This is a genomic window from Klebsiella sp. GW_Kp181, assembly GCF_040062315.1.
Taxonomy (GTDB): domain Bacteria; phylum Pseudomonadota; class Gammaproteobacteria; order Enterobacterales; family Enterobacteriaceae; genus Klebsiella; species Klebsiella oxytoca.
Genome location: NZ_JBEAFR010000002.1, coordinates 26,238 through 51,205, shown reverse-complemented (window position 1 = coordinate 51,205; position 24,968 = coordinate 26,238). Strand labels below are relative to the sequence as shown.

The window sequence follows — 24,968 nt, the reverse complement described above, 5'->3', positions numbered from 1 at the left end:
CCGGAGGGCAAAGACAATGGCCGACATCACTTCACCCCCCTTGCTCAGGCTGGAAGGGATTTCAAAACGCTACGGCGCGACCCTCGCGCTGAACAACGTACGCTTTGATTTATTCGCCGGAGAGGTCCATGCCCTGATGGGGGAAAACGGCGCGGGTAAATCCACGCTGATGAAGATCCTCTCCGGAAACGAGCAGCGCGATAGCGGCGCGATCTATATCAACGGGCAGGAGATTGATATTCGCACGCCAAGAGATGCGCGCAAATATGGCATCGCCATCATCCATCAGGAGCTGAATACGGTTCCCGATATGACGGTGGCGGAAAATCTGTTTCTCGGCCAGGAACCGACCTCTTTCGCCGGTATTCTCGATCGCAAACGGATGCTCCGGGAGGCCCGGGAGAAGCTGGACCGGATTAACGCGGACATCGACCCGCAGGCGCCGCTCGGCTCGTTGAGCATCGGACGTCAGCAAATGGTCGAGATCGCCCGCGCCGTCAGTGAAAACGCAAAAGTACTGGTGCTTGATGAGCCGACCGCCGCCCTGTCGCGGGCGGAGACCCTCCAGCTTTACCGGCTGATCGAGCAGATGCGTCAGGATGGGGTCGGGATGGTCTACATCTCGCACCGCATGGAAGAGGTATGGCAGCTGGCAAACCGGGTCACGGTGTTCAGGGACGGCACGTGGATCGGCACGGAAACCCTGAGCAGCGTCTCGACCACCGATATCGTACGCATGATGGTCGGCCGGCAAATCGTCGATCTCTATCAGCACGAACCGCGTACGCCCGGCAAAGTACTGCTGGAGGTCGCGGATCTGGCGGGTAGCGCAACCGGCCCGGTCTCCTTTGAGGTCAAAGCGGGCGAAGTCGTCAGCATGTCCGGGCTGGTTGGCTCTGGCCGAACCGAAGTGGCCCGCCTGTTATTCGGCGCCGACCCTCGCACCCAGGGAAGCGTACGTATTAACGGCAAGGTAAGCCAGCCGTCAGATCCCACCGCCGCCATTGCCGACGGAATCGGGATGGTGACCGAGGACCGCAAAACCCAGGGCCTGTTTCTGGGCCATTCGGTTGAGCACAACATTGATATCAGCTCGCTGGAGAACTTTGTCGCCAGCGGCGTGGTTAAACGCAAAACCATCCGCGCCGCCGTCCTTGAGCAGATGCGCCGGTTACGGCTGCGGGAAAATGCGGTCGAACTGCCCGTCAGCGCCCTGTCCGGCGGAAACCAGCAGAAAGCGGCGCTGGCGCGCTGGCTGCTGCGCGATTCGAGGCTGCTTATCCTCGATGAACCGACCCGCGGCGTGGATATCGGCGCCAAAAGGGAAATTTACGAACTGATCGACAAACTCGCCCGCGCCGGGAAAGCCATTCTGGTGATCTCCTCCGATTTACCGGAGGCCATCGGCATCAGCGACCGCGTGCTGGTTATGCGCGGCGGCCGAATCGTTCACCAGTTACCCTCATATTCAGCAACGGAAGAAGAAGTGATGCTGCACGCAACAGGAACCTTTACCAGTCAATCCGGAGAATGCCATGGACAACAATAAACCTGTGACGGAACTGCCGGTCAAAGCGCCGTTTGATTTTGCGAAATGGTGGGATCGGGTGGGGATCTTAATCGTTCTGCTGGTGCTGCTGATCCTGATGTCGACCTTTGCGCCAAACTTTAACCGCGTCGATAATCTGCTGAATATCGCCCGCTCGATTTCCGTCAACGCTATTCTGGCGGCGGGCATGACTTTCGTCATTTTAACCAGCGGAATTGATTTGTCCGTCGGGTCTATCGTCGCCGTCTCCGGCGTGATCTCGGTGGTTGCGGCGATGGCCGGGATCCCTGCGCCGCTGGCGATTCTGGCCGGCGTGGGCGTGGGCGCGCTCTGTGGTCTGCTGAACGGCGTGCTCACCGCCTATCTCGCTCTTGCGCCCTTTATCGTCACTCTCGGCACAATGACCTTCCTGCGCGGGATGGCCTACACCATTACCGAAGGGCAACCTATTGTATCGAGTAGCCTGAGCTTCCGCGAGCTGGGGAATGGCTATCTCGCCGGCATCCCTGTTCCGGTCATTATTATGCTGGTGGTTTATCTGCTGGCGTGGTTCATTCTTGAGCGCACGCGGTTCGGTCGTCATATCTATGCCGTCGGCGGCAACGCCCAGGCCGCGCGCCTGGCCGGCGTCCGGGTAAAACGCGTACTGGCGGCGGTTTATATGATTGCCGGCGTCTGCGCGGGTCTGGCGGGCATTATCTTCGCCGCCCGGGTCATTTCCGCCCAGCCTACGGCGGGTACGGGATATGAACTGGACGCCATTGCGGCGGTAGTGCTGGGCGGCACCAGCCTCGCCGGAGGACGCGGGCGAATTATCGGCACCCTGATTGGATCGATAATTCTCGGCGTGCTCAGCACCGGCCTGATTCTGCTGAGCGTCCCCTTTTTCACCCAGCTATTGATTAAAGGCATCGTCATCATTCTTGCCGTGGCGATTGACGGACTGAAGCAGCATCCGGAACTGTTTACCTTCTGGCGGAAAAAAGAGATCGCCCGTACCCGCTAGCTTTCCCTGACGCTTTGTTTATCCGCCGCGCTGGCGGCGGGTCTTCGCATGCTTAAATTTTAATGGAGTCTACGCCCATGACATATCACATTACGCTGACGGATCCGATGAACGGTACCCGGGATCGCGAACCGATTACGTTTACTCTCCCGGAGAAACTGCAGGAGCCCCTGTGGTGGGCAATCACCAGCGAGGACCAGCGGATCCTTTGCCAGCGCCTCACTCATGAGTCGACGCAAAACAGTACCGCCTTTATCGCTACGGTAAGCTTCAGCGGCACGCTCCGGATGAGGCTTGAGCGGCCGCTAACGGCGGCTGAAGTCGGTGAAGTCGCTGGTATCCACCGCCTGCCTGGCCGGGAGAAAGACTGTTTTGTCCGCCTCAATACCGGCTGCTTCGATCTGGAAATGTGTCGGGGAACCGCCCAGGGCGTGGGTTCATCCAAGTGGGGGCTGCGCCATTTTCGCTGTTTGCAGGACAACGTCGAGCTGCTTCCTTCCGGGAATAACGCCATCGGCGGTTTTTACGGTCCGTTCTTTACCCCGGAAAATGGGCTGATTAACCCGCCGGAACATACCCTCGTTGATATTGAAATTGTTGAGGAAGGCCCGGTCTATCATCACTATCGCATGCACGGCACGATCCCCGATGGGTTATTAGCGGAGCTACGCGGTAAGCACTTCACCATCGACTGGAAGTTCAGCTGGAATACCCCGTGGTTTCAGCGGCGCTACGGGGTGGATGACTTTTCGACGGTCATCAACGGGCGTTCGGTGACCAACAAGATCACCGTCGGCGACGAGTTTGAAAGCGGTCCGGGAAAACTGCTGTTTGACCGCTTCGCGGCCTACGGCGGTACCCGCTATCGCGCAGGCGACCCCTACGCCGAAGAGCTGGTCGCCATGGTGGCTCATACCGTTACCACCTCTGAAAACCAGAGCCCGAAATTTGCCGAATTCCGCGAACAGCTCGCCGATATGGCCTCCGCTCACTGGGATCTTTACTGGCGAATGTTCTGCCGCTGGGAAAACGTGCTGGATGAAGCTGAAATCCGCGAAAGGCTTGGCGTTGTGCGCGCCCGGGCGCACGTTCGCGCCGACCTGAATGAACGGGAATGGCGCCTGACTGATTCTCCCGTCAACGTTTCCGCCGTGCCGGATGAAACCGTGTTCCCGGGACCAGCCAGTAAAACCGTCGAGTACGATTCAGCGAGCGGCCGGGCGATGATCTGGTGGACCTCCCGCCCCTCCGGCGCGTTTCAGATAGTCCAGCGCCGTCAGTCCGGTTGGGTGAACTGGGGCAGCAACGGGGAAAACGAGTGTCCGGAGCTCCCGGTCGGGGTCGATATCAAGACCGCCTGCGGGATATTCGCTGACAACTGGATGCAGGTAGCCGACGGCCTGGAAACGCCGCCGCAGGTCGCGGTGAGCCAGGAGGAAAAGCCATGATCCTTTGCTGCGGAGAAGCCCTGATCGATATGCTGCCCTGCCGGAGCCGTGAAAATGCTCCCGCCTTTACGCCCTGCGTCGGCGGCGCGGCGTTCAATACCGCCATCGCCCTGGGGCGCCAGGGGATGGCGGTCGCGCTGTTTTCCGGTTTATCGGACGATTTTATGGGTGACATGCTGCGCCACACGCTTGACGCCTCCGGCGTGGATTATTCGCCCTCAACCCGCGCGCCGCTACCGACCACGCTGGCCTTTGTCAGGCTGGAAGGCGGACAGGCGCGCTATACCTTTTACGATGAGAATAGCGCCGGCAGAATGCTGACTGAAAGCGACCTGCCGACGCTCGGTGATGACGTATCTGCCGTCCTGTTCGGCTGCATCAGCCTGATAGCCGAACCGTGCGGCAGCGTTTATGAAGCGCTGATGGTAAGAGAGGCGCCGCGCCGGGTGATGTTCCTCGACCCCAATATTCGTGAAATCTTCATCCAGGACCGGCAGAAACACCTGGCGCGCATGATGCGGATGATTGCTCTGGCGGATATCGTCAAGCTTTCCGATGAGGACCTCGCGTGGTTTGCCGAACCCGGCGAAGAACACGCGGTCATACGCCGTTGGCTTGCTCTGGGACCAAAGCTTATCGTGGTCACCCGCGGGGCTGACGGCGCCGATGCCTGGACCGCTAATTTCCATCTTCATGTTCCAGGGATTCGCGTAACGGTTGCCGATACCGTCGGCGCCGGGGATACGGTCAATGCCGGTATTCTCGCCAGCCTTTCGCAGGCCGGACTCCTTGAGAAGCCCAAATTAGTGACACTGTCACGAGAACAGGTGCGCCGCGCGGTCGATCTCGGTATGCGCGCCGCCGCGGTGACGGTCTCCAGGCCGGGGGCTAACCCGCCGTGGGACCATGAGCTCTGAAGACGGAGGACGCCAACCCTTGTAAACCCCAGGCGACCGGATGATGGTCTGAAAATAGCGTTTATGGATGGACCATCATCTTTATTTATTGTGGATATGATTTATGTCCCAATTATTGAATGAAAGCTAAACCAGCTTCATTTAATCATGGGTTATTACCTACTAATCCATTAATATCAGACAATTAGATCGTGATCTATTTTCTGCCGATCTCGCTGACAGACATCAGGGACAGAACGTCAATAATGAAAAATACTCCATGGCTCGTGCGCTTACGTAATACCTCTATTCCGGAGCATAAGCTTCGTCCCGCGAAATGGCTGGCGCTGATTGCCCTGCTGCTGCTGCTGGCGCAGCTGATGGTCGAATCCCTGTTGCTCACTGAATAGAATCAGGGCACGCCTTCCCCAACGGAAAGTAGCGCTGATTGGCCACCACGAATTTTCTGTTTTTCCCTGCCAGAGCCGCGTCGCGATAGCGTTCGCCCGGCAGCAGATACAGCTGCGTGGCGCGTTCATCACTCCCCGCGCATCCCTGGTGAACAATCACCCGAAAAAACGTATTTCCGCTATTGTAAATCTCCCCCTGGCGTTCATCTATCTGCCACTCCAGGCGCTGCTGACGCGGCCTGACGACCAGAATAGTGCTCATCGCTACCACCGGCAGCACATCCATCTTTTGCGGCGTCGTCCTGAAAGGTATCAGCGTCACCGGCGTCTCTTTGAATACCACGCGATAATAGCGCTCCTGATTATCTTCAGGGCCTTTGTAATAGAGACGGAAATATTCACTGCTTCCCGGCGGTAAATGGAAGCGCAGCGGGGCGTAGAGCAGTTCGCCCTGATTAGGCAGAACCGGTTCATTCCCCGCGCCGGGTTTGGCAATTTTCCACGCCGCGATGGAGTACATATTATTACGCGGCGTGTCGTTATACAGCGGCTGCGAGATAAAGGCCCGGTCGGAGGGTATCTCATACACGACGGCATTAAAAAACGCCCCTGCCGCCGCCAGCGGCGACGCGGCCAGCAGCATAGCAGCGGCTTTCATTAATCTGCCTCTCACTCGACGCCCAGCCATTTGGCAGTCACTCTGACCTCGCCGCTGGCGTTCACCGTTCCCATCCAGTCGCTGCCGTCGAGAGTGCGTCTGGAGCGCGGATCGTCCATCGGAAACAGCAACTGCAGGCGGGTGGTGAAATAGTAGCCGTCATCAATTGCCGCATTCCACGGCGTTTGCGTCCAGCGCGCAGCGGTCATATCGATCTCCGCATCGATGCAGCTATTGCGGCTGGTGCGGGTTTCTCCGGTGGATGCCGTCCAGGAGAGAAAGGCCGGGATCGGCACCTGCCAGCCGCCCTCTTGCGACGTAAACAGGCAGTATGAGACACCATCAATAGAGGTGCCTTCGCCGATCACCTGAGCCGTCACCGCGTCCGCCATACGCTCGGAGGAGACGGTTACCTGATATTCAAAGCCGATCGGCGTCGGGTCGCCGATATTGCCCGACTCTTTCGGCGCAGCATTGCCGTCCGTGGACACAATACTGATCCCATACTCTTTCGGCAGAATATTGATCATACTCGACGCCGTAAACTGATAGAACCCGGACTGCGCGGTGTTACTGTTATCAAAGAAGAAGGTAAACAAATCGTCGTTATTGGTAATGCTAATTCCGCGCTGGATCAAGTTCTGGAAAAAGGTTTTCGAGAGGAACACATAAACGTACTGGCCTTCGGGGGTAAAGACGTTGCTATAGGTAGTGGAAGCGCTCCAGTTATACCAGGTGGATCCATTGCCGCTATATTTGATGGTTTTAGACGCCGGACTAAAGCCCAGCCTGGCGGTATCGACCAACATTTCAAATGACAGAGAAGAGGTCACCCGCTTGGTTTGACGATAGCGATACGACACCATTTTACAGGTCATTCCGCTTTCGCCGCCGACGATACTGACCTCGCAGTGCTCGCTACCGATATTGACGCTGGGCGTGCCGTCGCTGGCAATCCAGATTTCCGCCAGCGCGCCGGTGCTGTTCAGCGTTAAATGCCCGACTTTAGTGGCATTGATGGTGTAATAACGCCATGTCGCGCCCGAAGCGAGATCCCGACAGCGCTGGCCGGATGCCGCATCGTAATTAGTTTTGGTGTAACAAAGATTGAGCACAAAAGCATCGCTCTCGCCAGGCTGACGGTTGCGCAGATATTCATACATTGCCGGAGAGAACGTGGCGTAGCCGGTGCCGCCATTGTTCAAAGAGCTTCCGGACATCGTATGATAAAAACCTTCACTATCAATAACCTCGCCGGAAATATAGCCCTGCGACGGGCAGTCGGCGCCGGTGGTCATACAGCGAATGCCGATAAACGGCGAATTCACCGGCGAGTCCGACAACCACATATCGTAGTAGTAGGATCGATAGCTCCAGCTGACGTAGCCCATATAGCCCAGACTGCGCTGCTTCGTCGAGTAGCGGGTCCAGACGTTTGCGCCGGAAAAGCGCGGGTCCAGGCTGCCGGGGGTAACGAAATATTCGTTATCGACATGGTTTTCAATAAACATATAGTCATTTTTCCCCGAGCCGCTGCTGCTGGCTTTCACCGCCAGGCTCTGGAATGACGTGGTCGCCAGGCAAGCGCCCAGCGCCAGGCCGCAAATCAGTTTACCAGGTGTCACGCTGCCCCTCCCCCTGTACCGCCATACGCATCTGCGCCTCGCACTGCAGGTCCCCCATCCACACCGCGCCGCGCGCTTCCTGCAGATTCAGCTCCAGCTCGCAGCGCTGTCCGTTTTTTTCGACCAGAGTGATGGTCGGATAGCGTTTATCAACATCCATGGCGAATTCTCCCTGTCCATCGGTGCGCCCTTTGCCGATGTGATTATGAATATCGAGGTGGGCGGCGACGGTGCCGTTATCGCGCCGAATGCGGCCAAACACCGTAACCAGCTGTTTTATCTCCGGACGAATAACGTCCACATTACCGGGATACAGCACCGCCTGATGGCTTCTGCCGCTGACGATATCCACGCTATCGGCGCTGCGTTTGTCATTCATCAGCTCCACGCTGTAGCGCCCATAGGCGGGCAGCGGAATAAAGTTTTTCTGGCCGCTGAGCGGGTAATGCTGGCCGTTAATTTTGGCAGTCATAGTGGCGTTGTCGCGGAAATCGGTATGGATCAGCACCCCCGATGTATGGCTTCCTTTGGCCGGAACAACATCTTTTCCGGTCCAGGCGACGCTGCCCAGGGTACTGAAATTGAGGTTGGTACTGTTATCCGAAGCATGGGTGGCGGATAGCGTGCCGCTGCTGTATTTAGTGTCGTAGCTGGCAAAACCATTGATCGCCCGTTTATCGCTGCGGTAGCTCTCGCTCTCTTTGCTTTTTAACCGCCGGGAAGCTGAGATGCCCGCCTGAGTGATGGCGCTATCGGCGAAGCGTTTTCTGAGCGCCATATTCGCCAGCATATTGCCGTTTTCGCTGGAAACCCCGGCGCTGAACCACGCCGCCAGCGGCAACGAAAAATCGAGGTTAATGTATTTATCCCGCGTAGTGTCCTGGTTGCGCTGATAGTGGTAATTCTGCACCCCGGTTCTCAGAGTAACGGTACCGTAGCGCCCCGACGCCAGCGTCTGCGAGTAATCAAGGTTGTTATAACGCGTTTTGTTACTGTAGTTTTCCGTACGGCTGAAGGTCAATGTGCCGAGGTAGGGCGTCAGCGATTGCAGCGGCAGCGTTGTCCCCCAGGTAAAGTAATCCCCTTTGCGCAGCGGTAAGTGATTGCCAATATGCGTAAATTCTCGCGAACCCCAAAGTGAACCATAGCCCGCAGGCAGACTCAGATTGAGGGTGGTGATGCTTTTCCTGCTGCCGTCGTTGGCCAGCAAAACCTGTTGATTAACCCGCAGACGTTCGTTGAACAACACATCCACTTCGCTTTCGTTTACGGCGTTACTGTCGAAACCGTATAGCGTGGTTTTAAACCCAGTCCCGGCGAGCCAGGGCAGCGTGACCGCCGCCGCGCCGCCGCTAAGCCAGGTTTCCTGCTTCCCCTCGCGCCGGGCATGTTGTGGTCGATAGTCGGTTTTATGGTATTCGAGCATTCCGCCGAATACTTGCCACGACCAGCGCTCGGTGACGCTCGAGCGACGGGCGTAGGTTTTGTTAATCTGTTCCGTGCGGCTGCTGGCCACTTTGCCGTTGATCACAACCTGCACCTCAACCTGATATATGCCGAACGGCAGCGTTGCGGTATTGACTTCGTAGCTGCCCATCGCAAAGTTCTGAATGCTCAGTAATTTGCCATCGCGCAGAATATGCACTTCGCCCGCCGCCGGTAAAAAGACGGTAATCGGCGTCAGGGACAGGGCGGTATCTTCAAGGCGCGAGTTGCTTTTATTGCCATAGCTCACGCCGTAGATGCGGCTGGAATTCAGCGCGCTCATGCTGGCGATGGATTGTAGATTCCAGGTATCGACCATTCCCAACGCCAGGCGTTGGCCTGCCATATCGCGCTCATACATCGCCCGGTAGAGGTTACCGCTGCTGTCGCCAGAGCCGATACCGTAGATAGAGCCGTTGATATTCACGTGGTGCTCGCGAAATGCCGCGGTGTTATCCAGCGTCAGGTAGCTGCTGGTGCCGTCGTAGCCGTTATAACGGTGATGATAAGTACCAAAGGTATAATTGAGCACGTTCGACGGCGCACCGGCGGTTGAGTCGCCCAAAACGCTGTGCCTGGCAAGCGTCGTCGCCGCCAGCGCGCTGCGATCGACGGTCATTTCAAGGTAAAATGCCCGGACGTCGAAAGTGATCTGCGCCGCGCCGGAGAGACGCAGCGTCATATCCGCAGAAAATTGTTGGTCCTGCAGACCATTGACAATCTCCTCTACCGGCGCAGATAGCGACAGGTTATCCGGCGTGGAGAGCAGCGTCAGTTCGCGGATCGTCAGCGCCCCGTCCTTGGTCGCAATCAGCGCATCGGCGATTTTTTGCCGACTGCGCGACGGCAGCTCCGCCTCTTTGTAGCGGATAAAAACCGGTACCCGCATCCCCTGCTTAAGCGCATCAGCAAAAACGGGCGGAATAACATAATCCCCCACCCGCAGCAGCGTCGCTCTGCCCGCGCTTTCGTTGGCTGAAGCATCGACGGTACAGACGAGACATATTCCCGGCAGCAGCATTCCTTTTCTGAATAACCATCCTGACATCTGTAATTCTCTATTTGACGTGAATATATTTACCTTCGTGCCAGATACCGATTCGCGTCTGTTTATTCGCGACCTGCGTATGCGTTATTTTTGCGCTAAGTCCGGGCATGACGTAATAACGTTCACGGCAGCCCTCACCTTTGTTTTTTTCAGGATCTTTACAGGGCCCATAGGAAATAACCCGGAAGGTCACATTGCCGGTATTCGTCACCGTATCGCCGCGATGCTGATAGTTAAATTCCGCCTTGCGCGGCGCCACCACCAGAATGGTGTTAATTTGCGCTGAGGTTGTCGCCATACCGTGACGTGAATTACTGCTGGCCTGATGATCGCTCACCGGTTCATCCAGCCACGATAGCCGGTAATAGCGCTCTTTATCATCTTCAGGACCATGATAAATAAAGCGGAAATGTTCTCTGGCGCCGGCGGGAAGAATCACGTTTGCCGGGGTAGAAAGCAACTCGCCGGGCTGTTCCATCGGAATAATTTTGCCCCCTGCCATCGGCGTAGAGAGGCGGTGGGCGCTGACGCTAACAAATCGCGCCGAGTCGCTGGCGTTATCGATCTCTTTCGCCAGCATCTGGTCATTGGCGAACATAATGGAAGTCACTTCCCCAACGCCAATCGCTGCCGCGCTAGCGCTGATTAACAGCGGCAGAAATAAAAATGGGTATAATTTTTTCATCATTAAAATAAAGGAGGGCCACCCCTCCTTATTGGCAAATTTAAAGGCGATATTAGCTCTGAGACAGCGTCCACTCGGCGGTAAACTGCACCTTCACATCGCCGCTCCAGTAGCCGTCGGCAAGGGAAGCGAAAGGCGTCGCGGTGGTACCATTTGAGGTAGCGGAATCGACGGTAAACAGGAAGGCGCTCTGCGTGCTGGTGCGGTTATCTTTATCAGCATATCCCGCGATCAGCGCTTCCAGGCCTGCGGTAATATTATTGTTAATATCCATCATTTTCACCGGCGTGGATTTGGACAGCTTCTCACCGTTCCATGCCACGCCAATTTCCAGCGTTGAGTTATCCGTAGCGCGGGTCAGCGTGTTGGTCACCAGTTGAGAGGTTAAAACGAAATCGGACGCGTTCTCCTGCCCCTGAATGGTAATATCAAACGCCCCATCCTGTGAATTAAACGCTTTCAGACCTTCGGCATATTCAAAAGAGACGGAACGCAGCGGCGTAACGACCAACAGGCTGGTGGTATCTTTTGTTGCAGAAGCATCCCAGCTTGCCGTTGCGGAAGCCGTTACGTCCGCAGCCATGGCGCCGGAGCAAAAAAGAATGGACGTCGCGCATGCTGCCAGAAGAGACTTTTTCATTATATATCCTTAATAAACATTTCCAGATGTAGTGCTTTGGCGTTGCCGCCACAGAGATATTTTGCCCCGAGAGCAAAATAAGATTAATTACGGGCTATTAAAACGACGCTGCAGCGCTGAAGACATTCGACAAACGCCGAGCTAAATGTATATTGAAATTTCAATGCGGCGAAGTATAAATTCCCGACAGGCAGCTGTCTATTGCTGTCAAAAATAAGAATAATCGTCATTACATTCAGTAAAAGGAAACTGAGAGGATGATCTGTCGTGGTTTTAAAATAATCTCTTTAAGACTTTTCTCCTGACCATTGGCGAATCATCGCAGACCCCAGGATAAAACACGGCGTCGACCAACAGAAACAGCGCACAGGGATCGTTTTTAATCTGAGTTCAGTAGAAAAAAATGAAGGAATAGCCGAATGATGAATCAGGTAAACATTTCCCGGTGTAAATATATCCCCTGAAAGTTTCCTCCAGCAGGTTCTCATCATAAATATCGCTGGTTAAGAACAGTACAACAACCCATTCGCCAGTACCGATAAGTTTAAACTCAACCCGGATTTGTGACAGGCATCTCAGTTTATCAACAATGGCTAGACAGAAAGAACTCAGACATGCTAGTAATTAATTCAAGCAAGGGAACGGATTTAAATTAAACACCATTTAAACCCCACCCATAAGGCTGAAAAAATTAATTGATAATGGTTTGGGTAGCTGAACGATTATCAAAAGGGTAAGTGAATCGAAGGCCCTCAGAGACGAAAGTCTCTGAGGGCCTTTTTGTTTTTTTTCTATCTCAGGAGTCAAAAATGTCTAAAGAACGTCGTCTCTCTCGCATTTTCGCAAAAGATGGTAAATCAGTCACTCTGGCGCTGGATGGCTACTATTTTTCGACCAAAACTAATGGTATTGATAATACGATAAACCAGCTCCCGGCCCTCGTCGACAGCGGTCTGGACTGCGCGCTGGTGACCTGGGGCATGTTGAAAAATTTCCGTGAAGTTTTCAATTGCGTCCCCGTTGTATTACGCGTCGATAGCACAGTGAGTATTTTTGACAATACCGTTCCCGATACCACCCCCGTATTTTCCATTGAGGACGCGCTGAAAGTGGCGGCGGAAGGCGTGGTGTGCATGACTTTTCCCGGCGCGTTCAATGAGGAGAAAACGCATATCATGGCGATGCAGCTGGCGCAGGCCGCCGACCGCTGGAACGTACCGCTGATCGTGGAATCCCTGCCGTACGGCTATCCCGTCACTAGCGACGACTCCAACAATCCGGCCGTTATCGCCGCCTCTGCCCGCATTGCCGTTGAACTGGGGGCTGACGTGATCAAAACCCGCTTCACCGGCACCGAGGACGACCGGCTTATCGTCGAAGCGGCCGGCGTGCCGGTGCTGGCGCTGGGCGGGCCGAAAACCGGGATTGACGGTTATTTTAAATTTGTTCATCACTGCATGCAGGTTGGTGCAAAAGGCGTGGCGGTGGGTCGCAATATCACTCAGGACCCACAGCCGGCAAAAGTAGTAGCAGGTCTGAATGCCATCATCCATGAAAATGCGACAGCGGAAGATGCCTACAGCCTCTATATGGCTAAATAACATCGGATATTAATATGTTCTTAAATAACACCATCATTCCTTCAATCAGAAAATATAAACATTTTGAACAGGCGCTGGCCTGCGCATCAGAATACGTACTGTTATCCGAAGCGAATATTGGCAATCTGCAATCGTTGATCGGTAAATGTCATCAGAGTGGCAAGAAAGTGCTTATTCACCTCGAGCTACTGGGTGGTTTTAAACCTGACCAGGCGGGTATTAGTTTGCTCAAAAATTACTACAAGGTTGATGGTGTTATTTCGTCCAATCTCTCGGCCCTACGCTATGCCAAAAAAGAGGGATTGTTAACTATCTTTCGGGTACTGCTCATCGACTCGCGCTCGCTGGATCACTCCATCGATATTGTTAAGCATAACCCGCCAGATGCTATTGAAATCTTACCTGCTGAATATGCCTGCCAGTGTCTGGAATTGATTAGCCGGAATTTAAAAGGCTTTGATGTGATATTCATCGCCGGAGGCTTTGTTAAGCGGAAATACCTTGTAGATAAAATTTTCCATGCCGGATTTAAAGGCATTACCACCAGCGAACCCGGTTTATGGTAACTCATAAGGAGTCCACGCGAATGAAACAACACTATGTCATGGGCATTGATAACGGCGGCACCGTTACAAAAGCGGCGATTTACGATCGCGCCGGCAACGTGGTGGCCAGCGCGTCGAAATCAACGCAAATGCTGACCCCGAAGGAATTTCATACCGAGCGGGATATCAACGAACTCTGGGCGGCTAACGTCGAAGTCATTAAAAAAGCCATCGCGCAGTCGGGTATCGACGCCAGCCAAATCAAAGGCGTGGCGGTAACCGGTCACGGCAACGGGCTTTATATGGTGGATGAAACCGGTGCCCCGGTGCGCAACGGAATTATCTCCACCGATAGCCGGGCTAAGGCCTGGGTAGAAAAGTGGTACCGCGACCCGACGTTTGTTAGCGATATTTTGCCCAAAACTATGCAGTCTATCTGGGCCGGGCAGCCCGTCGCCCTCCTCGCCTGGCTGAAAGAGAACGAGCCTGAAACGCTGTGTAAAGCGCGCTACATTTTCATGGTCAAAGATCTGATTCGTTTTTATCTGACCGGCGAAGCTTTTCTCGAACTTACCGATATCTCAGGAACCAACCTGATCAACGTTCGCGACCGCGACTATGACGCCTCGCTGCTGGCCTGGTGGGGACTCGGCGATCTGCGCGATAAGCTTCCGCCCATCAAACTCTCCACCGATTGCTGCGGCTACATTACCGAAGACGTCGCGCAGCTCACCGGATTGTGTGCCGGAACGCCGGTCTCGGGCGGGGTGTTTGATATCTCGGCGTCATCTGTCGCATCCGGTATCAATACCCTGGATAAGCTGGCAATTATTACCGGAACATGGAGCATTAACGAATACGTGACCGACCATCCGGTTATTGACCAGGATCTCTTTATGACCTCGATTTATCCGATTGAGGGCAAATGGTTGATTACCGAGGCAAGCCCCACCTCCGCCAGTAATTTGGAGTGGTTTATCAATAACTTTATGGAGAGCGATCGCACCGCCGCCGCTGCGCAGGGATCGTCAGTCTACGATCTGTGCAATGAGCTGGTCTCCACAACCACGCCCGCGGAGAGCCACCTGCTGTTCTTCCCGTTTGTCTTCGGTTCCAACACCATCCCGGACGCCTCTGCGGGGTTTATCGGCCTGAATAGTTTCCACAAAAAAGCGCATTTTTTACGCGCGATATATGAAGGGGTTGCTTTCAGCCACCTGTATCACACCGAACGGTTACGCAATATTAACCCGCAGCTCAGCCGCACCATTCGGATTGCGGGCGGCGTGACTAACTCAGCGGTCTGGCTGCAGATATTCGCCGACATTTTCCAGTCCACCCTGGAGATTGTCGACGTGAAAGAGCACGGCACGCTGGGCACCGCGATGACCGCCGCGGTGATGGTTGGCTGGTTTGATGACGTCTTTGCCGCCTCAAATGAGATGGTTCACGTTTCGCGAACGGTTACGCCGGACCCGGACAGCAACAAGGTCTATCAGGATAAGTATCAGCTTTACAAAAACCTGCTATCGGAAATGCAGTCTCCGTGGAAAAGCTGCAGTAACTACATCACGCATTAAGTGAGGAAAGTATGGATCTGAATTTACACCACCGCACGGCTATCGTTACCGGAGGCGCTACGGGCCTCGGCAAAGAGTTTGTCCTTTCACTCGCCCGAGAAGGGGTCAACATCTGCTTCACCTATATGCGTGATGAGGAGCGCCCGGAACAGCTGATCGCTACGGTAAAAAGTAGCGCCAGCGTCGAAATTATTGCGGTGAAAACCGATCTTTCCGACGAGCATAGCCGGGAGAATCTGTTCGCGACCTGCCTCGAACGCCTGGGGAACGCCGATATTCTGGTCAATAACGCCGGGATCTGGCTGAGCGGTTACGTCACTGAAATCACCCAGCAGGAGTGGGATAGCGTGATGAACGTCAACCTGAAGGCGGTGTTCCACCTGAGCCAGCTGTTTGTCAACCACTGCCTGGCGAAAGATCAGGCCGGCAGTATTCTGAATATCACGTCTCAGGCGGCCTTCCACGGTTCAACCACCGGTCATGCTCATTACGCGGCCAGTAAGGCGGGTCTGGTGGCCTTCTCAATCTCGCTGGCGCGCGAGGTGGCGAAGCAGAAAATCAATGTCAACAACATCGCCGTCGGCATCATGGATACCGCGATGATCCGTAAAAACATTGAACAGAATCCTGACTATTACGTCAGCCGTATACCGGTAGGCCGGGTGGCCCAACCGCACGAAATTGCCGACATCGGCGTCTTCATGGTCTCCCCGAAAACCCGCTATATGACGGGAGCGACTCTGGATGTCACCGGCGGTATGTTGATGCGTTAATTTATGGAGAATGATTATGAAATGTCTGGCAATTGCCGATCTGTTTATCAATGCAGCGATGATGGACGCGGGTCTGAAAGCGCTCAAAGATAAAGGTATTGCAGTGGAAGTACGCGAATGGTCGCACGAGTCAATTGAAAAACTGCAGGAGGATAATTTACTGGTTGAACAGCAAGGTTCTGAGGCGCTGGCGCTGCCTGCCGCTCTGCTTCAGGGTGCTGAGGAGACGGAGATCCTGATAGTCCAGTTCGCCCCGGTTAACGCGGCGGTATTCGACAAGCTGCCAAAGCTTAAATACGTCGGGGTGCTGCGCGGCGGCATTGAAAACGTTAATCAGGCGGAGGCAAAAGCGCGCGGAATTGAGGTGATGAACACGCCGGGGCGTAACGCCCGCAGCGTGGCGGAATTTACCGTCGGGATGATTCTGGCGGAAATGCGCAATATCGCCCGCTCACACGATGCGCTGCGCGATAAGTTCTGGCGCAAAGAGAGTCCTAACCACCGGGCCATTCCTGAACTGGGCGGCAAAGTGGTAGGTCTGGTCGGGCTGGGGCATATCGCGCAGCTGGTGGCTGGCTTCCTGCGCGGTTTCGGCAGCGAGATTATCTTTTACGATAAGTACGTCCCCGGCCATGAAAGTTATGAAAAGGTGGATACTCTCGACGAACTGGTGCGCCGTGCGGATGTGATTTCGCTGCATGCCCGTATGACCCCGGAAACGGAAAACCTGATCAACGCCCATCATTTTGAATTAATGAAGGAGAGCGCCATCATCGTCAACACGGCGCGCTCCGGATTAATTAATGAAGGCGATCTGATCGCCGCGCTTCGGGCGGGTAAAATCATGGGCGCTGCCCTCGACACTTTTGATGACGAGCCGCTGCCGGACGATAGCGCGTTTTATTCGCTGAATAACGTCACGATAACGCCGCATATTGCCGGCAGTACCATTGATGCCTTCAGCAATTCGCCGAAGATTTTTTCAGAAATATTGCTGAAGCAACTCGGTTAAATATTAAAAGAGCCGCTTAAGGTTTTTGCTACGGCCCATTGGGCACGGGTTCGCTCGCGCCCAATTCGGCCGCCTTTTAAGGAAATATTATGGATATTATCAACAGCATTATTAGCCTGGGGGCATCAGTGATGATGCCAGTAATATTCTTTATTATCGCACTGTGCTTTGGGGTTAAAATCGGCACCGCATTTAAAGCCGGGATGCTGGTAGGCATCGGCTTTGAAGGGGTGGGACTGGTGATCGGCCTGCTATTAACCAACCTCGGGCCGGCATCGCAGGCCATGGTAGAGCGTATCGGCCTGCACCTGACGGTGGTCGATACCGGCTGGCCGACCGCCTCGACTATCGGCTGGGGCTCGCCGCTGATGCTGCCGGTAGTGGTGGGATTTATCGTTATCAATATTGCCATGCTGCTGCTGAAATTAACCAAAACGGTAAATATCGATATATTCAACTACTGGATTTTCCTGATTATGGGTTCAGTCGTCTATGCCGGTACCGGTAACTACTGGCTCTCCGTCGGCATTACTTTCGGCATATTTATCTTAACGCTACTGGCAGCGGATTTAACCGCACCCTATCTGCAAAAAAACTATAATCTGCAAGGGATATCATTTCCCCATCTTACCTGTATAACCTATGTGCCGTTTGGTATTGCCTGTAACTATATTATTGATAAGATCCCGCTGATCAATAAAATTAATTTCGACCCGGAAAGCATTAATAAAAAATTCGGCGTCTTCGGGGAGCCACTCACTCTGGGCTTCGTGCTGGGGCTGCTGCTGGCCTTCCTGGCCGGGTACGATGTCTCGGCGGCGGTATCGCTGGCGATTAAAGTTTCCGCCGCCATGCTGTTGCTACCGAAAATGATCGAAATTTTAGTGCAGGGCCTGCTGATCGTGCGCGATGCCGCGGAAGCGAAGCTGAAGGCGAAATTCCCCAACCGCGACTTCTATATCGGCATGGATACCGCACTGCTTATTGGCGAACCTTCGGTGCTGGCAACCGGCCTGCTGCTGATCCCTATGGCGGTGGTGCTGGCGATTATTCTGCCAGGCAACCGCGTGCTGCCGTTTGTCGATCTGGCCTCCCTGATGTTCCTGCTGGCGATGGTAACGCCGTTTTGCAAACGTAATATGTTCCGCATGTTTATCACCGGCACGCTGGTAGTCACCTGCATTTTGTACGTCGGAACGGATATTTCGCGGGAATACACCCAGGCGGCGGTCAACTCTAATATTCCTGTGCCGGAGGGGATGGCGGAAATTACCAATATCGTTGGCGGAGCCACCACGCCGGTGGGCTGGCTGGCGGTGAAATTCGGCGAGTTTTTCACTACCGCGCCGTAAATTCCCTCTCTTCTCACTCTGCCCGGCGCGGGAAACGGCGCCGGGCTTTTTATTATCGCCCGCTCGCCACCATAAAAAATGCCTGCCAGGAGGGTAAGCTGGCAGGCATGGCTGATAAAAGGCTGAATTTTAGAACTGGTAAGTTATGCCCACGGCAACGATGTTATCGGTGCTGATGCTGGCATCTTTAGTGAACCTGGTGTCATCCAGCAGGTTGATTTTATAGTCCACGTAGGTAGACATGTTCTTGTTGAAGTAGTAAGTCGCGCCTACATCAACGTATTCAACCAGATCCTGGTCGCCATAGCGGCCCAGATCTTTGCCTTTTGATTTCAGGTAGGCGATGGACGGACGCAGGCCGAAATCAAACTGATACTGAGCAACCACTTCAAAGTTCTGCGCGGTGTTGGCGATATAGCCTTTACCGAACTTAGTCATGTTGCGGGTTTCCGCATAGGTGGTCGCCAGGTAGATGTTATTGGCATCGTACTTCAGACCGGCCGCCCACACTTCCGCTTTTTCGCCACGGGCGTAGAAGTCTGGATTGACGCGACCTTCCCTGACCTGCGCATCGGTACGATCGGATGCCGCGTAGGCCGCACCTGCGCTAAATCCTTCGTACTCATAGGTCGAGGCCATACCCCAGCCGTCGCCATGCTGTTTCGCCAGATCGCGGTCGTTGCCCTCTTCTTTACCCTGGTACTGTACGGCGATATTCAGACCGTCAACCAGACCGAAGAAACCGTTGTTACGGTAAGTGGCAACGCCGGTGGTACGCGCGGTGGCGAAGACATCGGTCTGGGTCCAGGTATCACCGCCGAACTCCGGCAGCATATCGGTCCAGGCGCCGATATCATAGGCAACGCCGTAGTTACGACCGTAGTCCAGAGAACCAAATTCGCCAAACTTCAGGCCAGCAAACGCAAGGCGCGTTTTGTCGCCGGAGTTGTCGCCTTCAACGTTATTGGCGCTGAAGTTATATTCCCACTGGCCGTAGCCGATCAGCTGGTCGTTGATCTGCGTTTCACCTTTGAAGCCCAGACGGGCATAGGTCTGATCGCCATCTTCTGACTTATCGCTGGAGAAATAATGCAGGCCGGTCACTTTCCCATAGAGGTCGAGTTTGTTTCCGTCCTTGTTATACACCTCAGCTGCCTGCACGGTTCCTGCAGCAAGAAGTGTAGAGACGGCCACTGTTAGTAATTTTAATTTCATATTATTTCGTCCCTAACTATTAATAGAATATCAAATCTCAGATACCTTCTGAGCGAGACCATTATGCGATAATTCGCAAAGAGACTTGAAATTAAAAGTTCCGAATTTTTATACCAAATACAATAACTGTGACGAAAACGGTGGTTGTTAATTGACACACATCAATTAACCCCGTTCTGAGCCCGCAATTATTCTAAATCACACCTTGTACAACCCCTGGAATCAGCAGATTTAACCAAAATAAATAATTTCTCATAGGGAAATTCTAATGATAAGAATAATTAAAGATTTCAATTTGTTAAAAACCATATAAATCATAATGTTATGAATAATTATTTCTTCAGAAAATCCTTAATCATAAACATCCTGATTCGCCAGATCGTGTTTTCAAAGGTATATTCTGATTTTCGCATTCAGAATTAATTCCAGTATCAAGATAAGCCCTGGCGTTATTGAAAGTTCTTTACAAAATCCACATTCATTATAGCCCGGCGGTTTAAGATTTGTTTAGAAATTGTGTGAAACGGATAGCGACGACTCTATTTTCAAGGGATGAAGGTGATGATGAATAAATTTAGTCCGGCGAATTGCCCGCAGACGTATGTCAATCAAAATATGATGGGGCCAAATGTATTAAGGCTGGTTGAAGAGCTTAGCCGCTCCCTGGAACTGTGGCCTGGAATGCGTATTCTCGATCTGGGCTGTGGGACAGGGTTATCTTCGATGTATCTGGCGACGGAATTCGGCGTGGAGGTGGTCGCGGCGGATCTGTGGGTTCGCGCCGACGATAACGCCCGGCGTTTTGCGGCAGCGGGCATGGACAATAAAATCACCCCGATCAATCTTGATATCAGCACCCTGCCGGGACTGGGTATTTTTGCCCGCGACGCCTTTGATGCCGTGGTCAGTATCAATGCCTGGCACTATTTTGCAAGCGATGCCCTGTTCTTTGACCAGCGCATTGCGCCTTATGTCAAAGGCGGCGGAACGGTGGCTATTGTCATCCCGGGTCTGCGCAGCAGCGACGCTGAAACGCGACCTGAAATCCATGCGCTCATTGCTAGCGGCATCGCCCTTTTTACCACCGACCGCTGGCGCGCAATCTGGTCCGGGAGCCAGCATCTTGCGGTCAATCACTGCCGTCATATGGCATCCGGCCGTCAGGCGTGGCTAGAGTGGCAAAAGTGCGATAATGATTTTGCCGCTACCGATGCCGCCATGAGAAGTGATGAGCTGGGTCAGCAGCTGCGCTTTATGCAAATCATTGGCCGGGTAAACAAATAAACCTGTAGCCTGGCATCGACGCTCGCCCAGCCGGAGAGTGGGCGCCGGAAGCGATGGCACGGTGATAGAACGGCGCACTGAAACCAGGAGGTTGACGGTAATTAACAGGATTAGCCTGCGCGCAGTATCATCGCGGGCAATTAGTCTGGGGTGAATTTATCAATCAGCGAAAAAGCGTGTAAATAATTAGACAGCGCCAACAGCGCATGAAATGAGTTAAAACCGAATTTATCAATTAATCTTCTTTTATAGTTGCTGTAGGCTTTAGGTGAGATGCCGAGCAGTTCCGGATAGTCTTTTGCCAGCACGTTAAATTTCATAATAAAAATATACTGGAATTCTCTTTCCGTTAGGGTGATGTCCTCACCGACAGGGATACCGTCAGTGACTCTGGCGATAATACTGGCTATGTGCGCGGTGCGCCTTTTGTTGATCAAGCAAATGATATTGCCTTCCACCTTGAAACACACAAAATTCTTTTTCATTTCAAAGCTGTTTATCAAAAAATGAAACTGCGCATGGCTGCTGGATGAGTATCTGGTTAAGCACAGATCGACGAGATTCGCCTTTCTGACCGCTTTTATATCATTTATTTTCAGACGCATGGCTTTTTTAAAAAAATGATTATGGCTGAAAATAGTTAACATTCCGTTCCCTCACGAAAGTGCAATCATCCTTTATAGAAATGCGTATAATACGCGCCATGGGAATATACCCATGAGTGAAGCGGGTGAATTATAGGTTTGATTAATATTTATTGTCCAGACGAGCAAATTTCAGATAAATCCCCGTAAAATTTACCCTGTTGACATTTCTCGCCCCCGACGACGGCAACCATACCTCCCTTTTCTTTAGGATTTTTCTCATTAAACGTCAGTTGCAAAGAAATGAACAGGACAACATTCTGCCATGCAGTATATATTCAACCAATTACATTGGAGAAAACGCTTTATAAACAGATAAATTCGGTTATCAAGGTGTTGCACGTACCGCGACGTGACGGCGAGATCGAACTTCTGAGGGTTTGTTTGCCATTCGTTTAGGTGGCAGCAGATGAAAATGCCGGGCTTGCGGCCCGGCGCTGATAAAGATTATGCCCGGCTCCGGGCCAGCAGAATAATAATAAACAGTCCGCCGATGCCGGCCGTAATGACCCCAATAGGCAGCTCCTGCGGGGCCAGCAGCGTCCTGCTGACAATATCGCCGCCGCACAGCAGTACAGCTCCCCACACGCCGCATAAAGGCAGCAACCGCAGATGCTTAACCCCGGAAAAGTAGCGGCACATATGCGGCACCATCAGCCCGATAAAGCCGATCACTCCGGTTAAGGCCACCAGCAGCGATGTCGCCAGCGCGCAGCAGAAAAACACCTCCATCCGCAGGCGGCTGACGTTGATGCCCAGCGACTGCGCGGTCTGTTCTCCGGCCAACAGGCCATCCAGCGATCGCCAGCGTAACAGGATAAAAGCGCAGAGAAATAGCAGACTGAATACGGCATAAGGTAAATTATCCCACCGCGCCAGGCCGAGGCCGCCCAGCGACCAGAACAGCACTGAACTGGCGGCCCGCTGGTCGCCGGAGAAAATCAGATAGCTGGTCAGCGCGCCGAATAAAAAGGAGATAGCCAGCCCGCAAATGACTAAATGCTCGGCGCCGCGCTGCTTTTTAAAATGAAACAGCAGCATCACCGCCACCGCAGAGCAGATCCCGCCGACGAATGCCGACACCGGCAGCGTCAGCGCCCCTAGCCGCTCGCCGAACCGGGTAATCACCAGCACCGCCCCCGCTGATGCCCCGGAGGAGAGCCCGAACAGGAAAGGATCGGCCAGATCGTTGCGCGTGGTGGTCTGTAAAAGGCCGCCTACCATCGCCAGCACCGCCCCGGTCAGCACCGACAGCAGCGTTCGCGGCACGCGCAAATCAATGACGATACGGGCCATCATGTCCGAAACTGGCACATCAAGCAGCCGTAAAGCCCCCAGAACCTGCGTCAGCGATAGCGGTACGCTGCCTTTCGCCACGCTGAGTAGCATCAACCCGGCTAACACCGGTAGCGCGCCCCACGCGGCCCAGTAGTAACGATATGGCGTTGAACTCATTGGTTAGCCGCTGGATACATCGCATGGGCCAGCTTTTCGGCCGCTTTAATATTCGCCGGACCGGGCGTCAGTTCAGCATACTGCAGCTTCAGATAACGCTGATGTTTCACCGCCGGGGTCTGCTTCATTAACGGATGATTTTCGAGGAAGCGGCGCAGCGCGTCGGCGCCGCTGCCGGTCTGATAGTCGAGAAGAATAATAAAGTCGGGTTCCGCCGTCGCGACGCTTTCCCATGAGGTGGTGCCCCAGCTTATTTCGAGGCCATCCATGACGTTTTGACCTCCGGCTGCTTCGATAATCGCGGTCGGCATAGCATAGCGCCCGCTGGTAAAGGGCTTGTCTTCGCCGGAATCATAAACAAACACCTTCAACGGCAGCACGCCCTGCGGCGGCCTGGGCAGCGCATTGAGCGTTTTTTTCCAGCCGTCGACCAGCGCCTGCGCTTCCCGCTGTTTGCCGAAAATTTTGCCCAGCGTCAGCTCATCGTTATACAGCAGGTCCATGCTGGCTTTTCGTTTGTCCTTAGCGGTAAACACGCAGCTCTCACTCAGAACAAAGGTCTTGATACCGTATTTAGCCAGCACGGAAGGGGTGACTTCTCCGCCCACTTTCATGCCGTAATTCCAGCCCGCGAAAAAGAAGTCCGGATTAGCCGCCAGCAGCGTTTCCAGCGAGGGATACTTCGGCGCCAGCTCAGGAATCGCCCCCATCTGCTGTTTAAATTGCGGCGTCATTTTGTACCATCCGCTAATCCCGGTTAAACCCACGATACGGTCCTGTAAACCGAGAGCAAAAGCCATTTCAGACATATTTAGATCGTGTATGACCGCCCTTTTCGGCGCCTGGGTAAAGGTTACGGGCGTTCCGCAACTCTCAATGGTGACAGGAAAATCTCCTGCGTTCGCCGCTGTAATAGAAAAAACCGCCATCATGCCGGCAAGCCATTTATTCATTCTTCGTCATCCTCAAAATTGATTACGCATAGCCTGGAACTTCAAAAATCCGCAGCGCCTTCCCGGTCTCAGGATGCGGCACGGTAAAGCTGGTTAAGCCGAAGACGGGATAGAGCTGTTCCGAAATAAGGACGCGCTCGGGCACATCCCAGGCTGCGGCGCGCCCCTGCGATAAAAGCAAAACCCGGTCGGCAAAGGACTCCACCAGCGAAAGGTCGTGCAATACCGCGACGACCGTGATCCCCTGGTTTTTAACTAAAGAAAGAAGCTCAACCCGACCCGGGGGATCGAGATGGTTGGTAGGCTCGTCGAGCAACACCAGTTCTGGCGACTGGGCCAGTACCCGCGCCAGCGCGGCGCGCTGCCTCTCACCGCCGGATAATGCCGATAGCGAGCGCGTTCGCAGCCTCTGTAGTCCCGTATCATTAATCGCCCGGGTCACGATGATGTCATGGTCACGACGCGACATCTCCCTGGCGTGGGGGATCCGCCCGAGGGCGACATAATCCTCAAGCGCCAGCCGCATATCCGGGGCATCATTCTGCGCAAGGACCGCGATCTGCCGGGCACGCTGCTGGCGGGTTAACGCTGAAACCGAGCGGCCATTCAAGCGAATTTCGCCCTCCCGCGTCGTCAGCTGCTGGTCTATCGCCCGTAATAAGGAGGTTTTGCCGCTGCCGTTAGGCCCAATCACCGCCAGGCACTCTCCTTTTCTGGCGTGGAAATGAATATCCGTAAGAAGCGCGCCGCCGCCAGGACGCGGTAGCGATGCAATATTGACGCTAAGCACCGCTTCACTGGCCCTACTCCCGTTTGTCAAACGCCTCTCCATTAGCCTCTTCTCCTGCTCTCTGCCGAGCGGCCTGGCAAAATGCGCTCGCAATCAATTATTCTTACCCGCATAGATGATAATCATTATCATTTAAAAAGAAAGGTTAATAGTCACATATTTTATAATGCTTTATTTGTTATAATATAACATATCAATTATTGCCGGGCGTTGGCAACCCGCGATCGATAATACTGCCCGGGAGAGGCGTTAGGTTCTGGCGGAGTTGTATTCAGGCCGACACTGTGTTCTATTGCCAGCCCACTCGGCGGTTT

The 24,968-nt window shown here is 53.9% G+C and carries 22 protein-coding genes; 12 read left to right on the top strand and 10 right to left on the bottom strand.

Going from position 1 to position 24,968, the window contains the following annotated elements; genetic code table 11:
- Window positions 1–16: 16 nt before the first annotated feature.
- The 5 genes from ABLV11_RS01860 (at window position 17) to ABLV11_RS01840 (ending at window position 5,309) form a co-directional block, all read left to right on the top strand.
- On the top strand, window positions 17–1,549 hold the full coding sequence (locus ABLV11_RS01860) for a sugar ABC transporter ATP-binding protein (protein WP_032728295.1): 1,533 nt from the start codon (window positions 17–19) through the stop codon (window positions 1,547–1,549).
- Window positions 1,536–2,555: a ribose ABC transporter permease gene (locus ABLV11_RS01855; RefSeq protein ID WP_004113181.1), complete on the top strand. Its 1,020-nt coding sequence runs from the start codon at window positions 1,536–1,538 to the stop codon at window positions 2,553–2,555. Before ABLV11_RS01860 ends, ABLV11_RS01855 begins: the two co-directional genes overlap by 14 nt.
- A 77-nt stretch (window positions 2,556–2,632) precedes the next feature.
- Window positions 2,633–4,003: a hypothetical protein gene (locus tag ABLV11_RS01850; RefSeq protein ID WP_109220798.1), complete on the top strand. Its 1,371-nt coding sequence runs from the start codon at window positions 2,633–2,635 to the stop codon at window positions 4,001–4,003.
- Window positions 4,000–4,920 (top strand): carbohydrate kinase, encoded by a 921-nt coding sequence (locus ABLV11_RS01845; protein WP_004113185.1) that lies wholly within the window; start codon window positions 4,000–4,002, stop codon window positions 4,918–4,920. The genes ABLV11_RS01850 and ABLV11_RS01845 overlap by 4 nt, the downstream gene beginning before the upstream one ends.
- A gap of 245 nt (window positions 4,921–5,165) precedes the next feature.
- Window positions 5,166–5,309: a hypothetical protein gene (locus tag ABLV11_RS01840; RefSeq protein ID WP_004102219.1), complete on the top strand. Its 144-nt coding sequence runs from the start codon at window positions 5,166–5,168 to the stop codon at window positions 5,307–5,309.
- Here ABLV11_RS01840 and ABLV11_RS01835 read toward each other — a convergent pair.
- Genes ABLV11_RS01835 through ABLV11_RS01815 form a run of 5 tightly spaced genes read right to left on the bottom strand, consistent with a single transcriptional unit; the run spans window position 5,299 to window position 11,450 of the window.
- Window positions 5,299–5,967: a molecular chaperone gene (locus tag ABLV11_RS01835; protein WP_163528949.1), complete on the bottom strand. Its 669-nt coding sequence runs from the start codon at window positions 5,965–5,967 to the stop codon at window positions 5,299–5,301. The genes ABLV11_RS01840 and ABLV11_RS01835 overlap by 11 nt on opposite strands.
- A gap of 11 nt (window positions 5,968–5,978) precedes the next feature.
- Window positions 5,979–7,577, bottom strand: a complete 1,599-nt coding sequence (locus tag ABLV11_RS01830) for a fimbrial protein (RefSeq protein WP_348855167.1) — start codon at window positions 7,575–7,577, stop codon at window positions 5,979–5,981.
- Window position 7,578: 1 nt separating this feature from the next.
- The gene (locus ABLV11_RS01825; RefSeq protein ID WP_142478482.1) at window positions 7,579–10,125 is read right to left on the bottom strand and encodes a TcfC E-set like domain-containing protein; all 2,547 of its coding nucleotides are present in this window, start codon (window positions 10,123–10,125) and stop codon (window positions 7,579–7,581) included.
- A 10-nt stretch (window positions 10,126–10,135) separates the two neighbouring features.
- Complete coding sequence (locus ABLV11_RS01820) at window positions 10,136–10,813, bottom strand: hypothetical protein (protein WP_004113188.1); 678 nt, start codon at window positions 10,811–10,813, stop codon at window positions 10,136–10,138.
- A 49-nt stretch (window positions 10,814–10,862) separates the two neighbouring features.
- Window positions 10,863–11,450: a common pilus major fimbrillin subunit EcpA gene (locus ABLV11_RS01815; protein WP_004113189.1), complete on the bottom strand. Its 588-nt coding sequence runs from the start codon at window positions 11,448–11,450 to the stop codon at window positions 10,863–10,865.
- Window positions 11,451–12,259: 809 nt separating this feature from the next.
- Between ABLV11_RS01815 and ABLV11_RS01810 the strand changes: the two genes are divergently transcribed.
- The 6 genes from ABLV11_RS01810 to ABLV11_RS01785 all read left to right on the top strand — a co-directional run bounded on the left by ABLV11_RS01810 (window position 12,260) and on the right by ABLV11_RS01785 (window position 18,313).
- Entirely contained in the window at window positions 12,260–13,051 is a 792-nt protein-coding gene (locus ABLV11_RS01810) for a phospho-2-dehydro-3-deoxyheptonate aldolase (protein ID WP_004102230.1), read from the top strand.
- Window positions 13,052–13,065: 14 nt separating this feature from the next.
- The gene (locus ABLV11_RS01805; RefSeq protein ID WP_348855135.1) at window positions 13,066–13,617 is read left to right on the top strand and encodes a glycerol-3-phosphate responsive antiterminator; all 552 of its coding nucleotides are present in this window, start codon (window positions 13,066–13,068) and stop codon (window positions 13,615–13,617) included.
- A 20-nt stretch (window positions 13,618–13,637) separates the two neighbouring features.
- Entirely contained in the window at window positions 13,638–15,176 is a 1,539-nt protein-coding gene (locus ABLV11_RS01800) for an FGGY-family carbohydrate kinase (protein WP_049593101.1), read from the top strand.
- Window positions 15,177–15,187: 11 nt separating this feature from the next.
- On the top strand, window positions 15,188–15,949 hold the full coding sequence (locus ABLV11_RS01795) for an SDR family oxidoreductase (protein ID WP_004102236.1): 762 nt from the start codon (window positions 15,188–15,190) through the stop codon (window positions 15,947–15,949).
- Window positions 15,950–15,965: 16 nt separating this feature from the next.
- Complete coding sequence (locus ABLV11_RS01790; protein ID WP_064344369.1) at window positions 15,966–16,961, top strand: 2-hydroxyacid dehydrogenase; 996 nt, start codon at window positions 15,966–15,968, stop codon at window positions 16,959–16,961.
- Window positions 16,962–17,050: 89 nt separating this feature from the next.
- On the top strand, window positions 17,051–18,313 hold the full coding sequence (locus ABLV11_RS01785; protein WP_004113196.1) for a PTS transporter subunit IIC: 1,263 nt from the start codon (window positions 17,051–17,053) through the stop codon (window positions 18,311–18,313).
- Between the two features lie 129 nt (window positions 18,314–18,442).
- Here ABLV11_RS01785 and ompC read toward each other — a convergent pair whose 3' ends face one another.
- Complete coding sequence (ompC, locus tag ABLV11_RS01780; protein WP_017145831.1) at window positions 18,443–19,528, bottom strand: porin OmpC; 1,086 nt, start codon at window positions 19,526–19,528, stop codon at window positions 18,443–18,445.
- A gap of 561 nt (window positions 19,529–20,089) precedes the next feature.
- Between ompC and ABLV11_RS01775 the strand changes: the two genes are divergently transcribed.
- Complete coding sequence (locus ABLV11_RS01775; RefSeq protein WP_126489145.1) at window positions 20,090–20,812, top strand: methyltransferase domain-containing protein; 723 nt, start codon at window positions 20,090–20,092, stop codon at window positions 20,810–20,812.
- 140 nt (window positions 20,813–20,952) lie between these two features.
- Here the strand turns inward: ABLV11_RS01775 and ABLV11_RS01770 are convergent, their stop codons facing one another.
- From ABLV11_RS01770 to ABLV11_RS01755, 4 genes are all read right to left on the bottom strand, one after another.
- Window positions 20,953–21,459: a hypothetical protein gene (locus ABLV11_RS01770; RefSeq protein ID WP_004102245.1), complete on the bottom strand. Its 507-nt coding sequence runs from the start codon at window positions 21,457–21,459 to the stop codon at window positions 20,953–20,955.
- Window positions 21,460–21,903: 444 nt separating this feature from the next.
- Complete coding sequence (locus ABLV11_RS01765) at window positions 21,904–22,911, bottom strand: iron ABC transporter permease (protein WP_348855133.1); 1,008 nt, start codon at window positions 22,909–22,911, stop codon at window positions 21,904–21,906.
- Entirely contained in the window at window positions 22,908–23,864 is a 957-nt protein-coding gene (locus tag ABLV11_RS01760) for an ABC transporter substrate-binding protein (protein ID WP_348855132.1), read from the bottom strand. The genes ABLV11_RS01765 and ABLV11_RS01760 overlap by 4 nt, the downstream gene beginning before the upstream one ends.
- 22 nt (window positions 23,865–23,886) lie before the next feature.
- On the bottom strand, window positions 23,887–24,696 hold the full coding sequence (locus ABLV11_RS01755; protein ID WP_004102250.1) for an ABC transporter ATP-binding protein: 810 nt from the start codon (window positions 24,694–24,696) through the stop codon (window positions 23,887–23,889).
- Window positions 24,697–24,968: the final 272 nt, after the last annotated feature.

Excerpts from the sequence above, each read along its gene's own strand:
- ABLV11_RS01860 (WP_032728295.1), top strand. The coding sequence starts at position 17 with ATGGCCGACATCACTTCACCCCCCTTGCTCAGGCTGGAAGGGATTTCA.
- ABLV11_RS01855 (WP_004113181.1), top strand. The coding sequence starts at position 1,536 with ATGGACAACAATAAACCTGTGACGGAACTGCCGGTCAAAGCGCCGTTT.
- ABLV11_RS01850 (WP_109220798.1), top strand. The coding sequence starts at position 2,633 with ATGACATATCACATTACGCTGACGGATCCGATGAACGGTACCCGGGAT.
- ABLV11_RS01845 (WP_004113185.1), top strand. The coding sequence starts at position 4,000 with ATGATCCTTTGCTGCGGAGAAGCCCTGATCGATATGCTGCCCTGCCGG.
- ABLV11_RS01840 (WP_004102219.1), top strand. The coding sequence starts at position 5,166 with ATGAAAAATACTCCATGGCTCGTGCGCTTACGTAATACCTCTATTCCG.
- ABLV11_RS01835 (WP_163528949.1), bottom strand. The coding sequence starts at position 5,967 with ATGAAAGCCGCTGCTATGCTGCTGGCCGCGTCGCCGCTGGCGGCGGCA.
- ABLV11_RS01825 (WP_142478482.1), bottom strand. The coding sequence starts at position 10,125 with ATGTCAGGATGGTTATTCAGAAAAGGAATGCTGCTGCCGGGAATATGT.
- ABLV11_RS01820 (WP_004113188.1), bottom strand. The coding sequence starts at position 10,813 with ATGATGAAAAAATTATACCCATTTTTATTTCTGCCGCTGTTAATCAGC.
- ABLV11_RS01815 (WP_004113189.1), bottom strand. The coding sequence starts at position 11,450 with ATGAAAAAGTCTCTTCTGGCAGCATGCGCGACGTCCATTCTTTTTTGC.
- ABLV11_RS01810 (WP_004102230.1), top strand. The coding sequence starts at position 12,260 with ATGTCTAAAGAACGTCGTCTCTCTCGCATTTTCGCAAAAGATGGTAAA.
- ABLV11_RS01805 (WP_348855135.1), top strand. The coding sequence starts at position 13,066 with ATGTTCTTAAATAACACCATCATTCCTTCAATCAGAAAATATAAACAT.
- ABLV11_RS01800 (WP_049593101.1), top strand. The coding sequence starts at position 13,638 with ATGAAACAACACTATGTCATGGGCATTGATAACGGCGGCACCGTTACA.
- ABLV11_RS01795 (WP_004102236.1), top strand. The coding sequence starts at position 15,188 with ATGGATCTGAATTTACACCACCGCACGGCTATCGTTACCGGAGGCGCT.
- ABLV11_RS01790 (WP_064344369.1), top strand. The coding sequence starts at position 15,966 with ATGAAATGTCTGGCAATTGCCGATCTGTTTATCAATGCAGCGATGATG.
- ABLV11_RS01785 (WP_004113196.1), top strand. The coding sequence starts at position 17,051 with ATGGATATTATCAACAGCATTATTAGCCTGGGGGCATCAGTGATGATG.
- ompC (WP_017145831.1), bottom strand. The coding sequence starts at position 19,528 with ATGAAATTAAAATTACTAACAGTGGCCGTCTCTACACTTCTTGCTGCA.
- ABLV11_RS01775 (WP_126489145.1), top strand. The coding sequence starts at position 20,090 with ATGATGAATAAATTTAGTCCGGCGAATTGCCCGCAGACGTATGTCAAT.
- ABLV11_RS01770 (WP_004102245.1), bottom strand. The coding sequence starts at position 21,459 with ATGTTAACTATTTTCAGCCATAATCATTTTTTTAAAAAAGCCATGCGT.
- ABLV11_RS01765 (WP_348855133.1), bottom strand. The coding sequence starts at position 22,911 with ATGAGTTCAACGCCATATCGTTACTACTGGGCCGCGTGGGGCGCGCTA.
- ABLV11_RS01760 (WP_348855132.1), bottom strand. The coding sequence starts at position 23,864 with ATGAATAAATGGCTTGCCGGCATGATGGCGGTTTTTTCTATTACAGCG.
- ABLV11_RS01755 (WP_004102250.1), bottom strand. The coding sequence starts at position 24,696 with ATGGAGAGGCGTTTGACAAACGGGAGTAGGGCCAGTGAAGCGGTGCTT.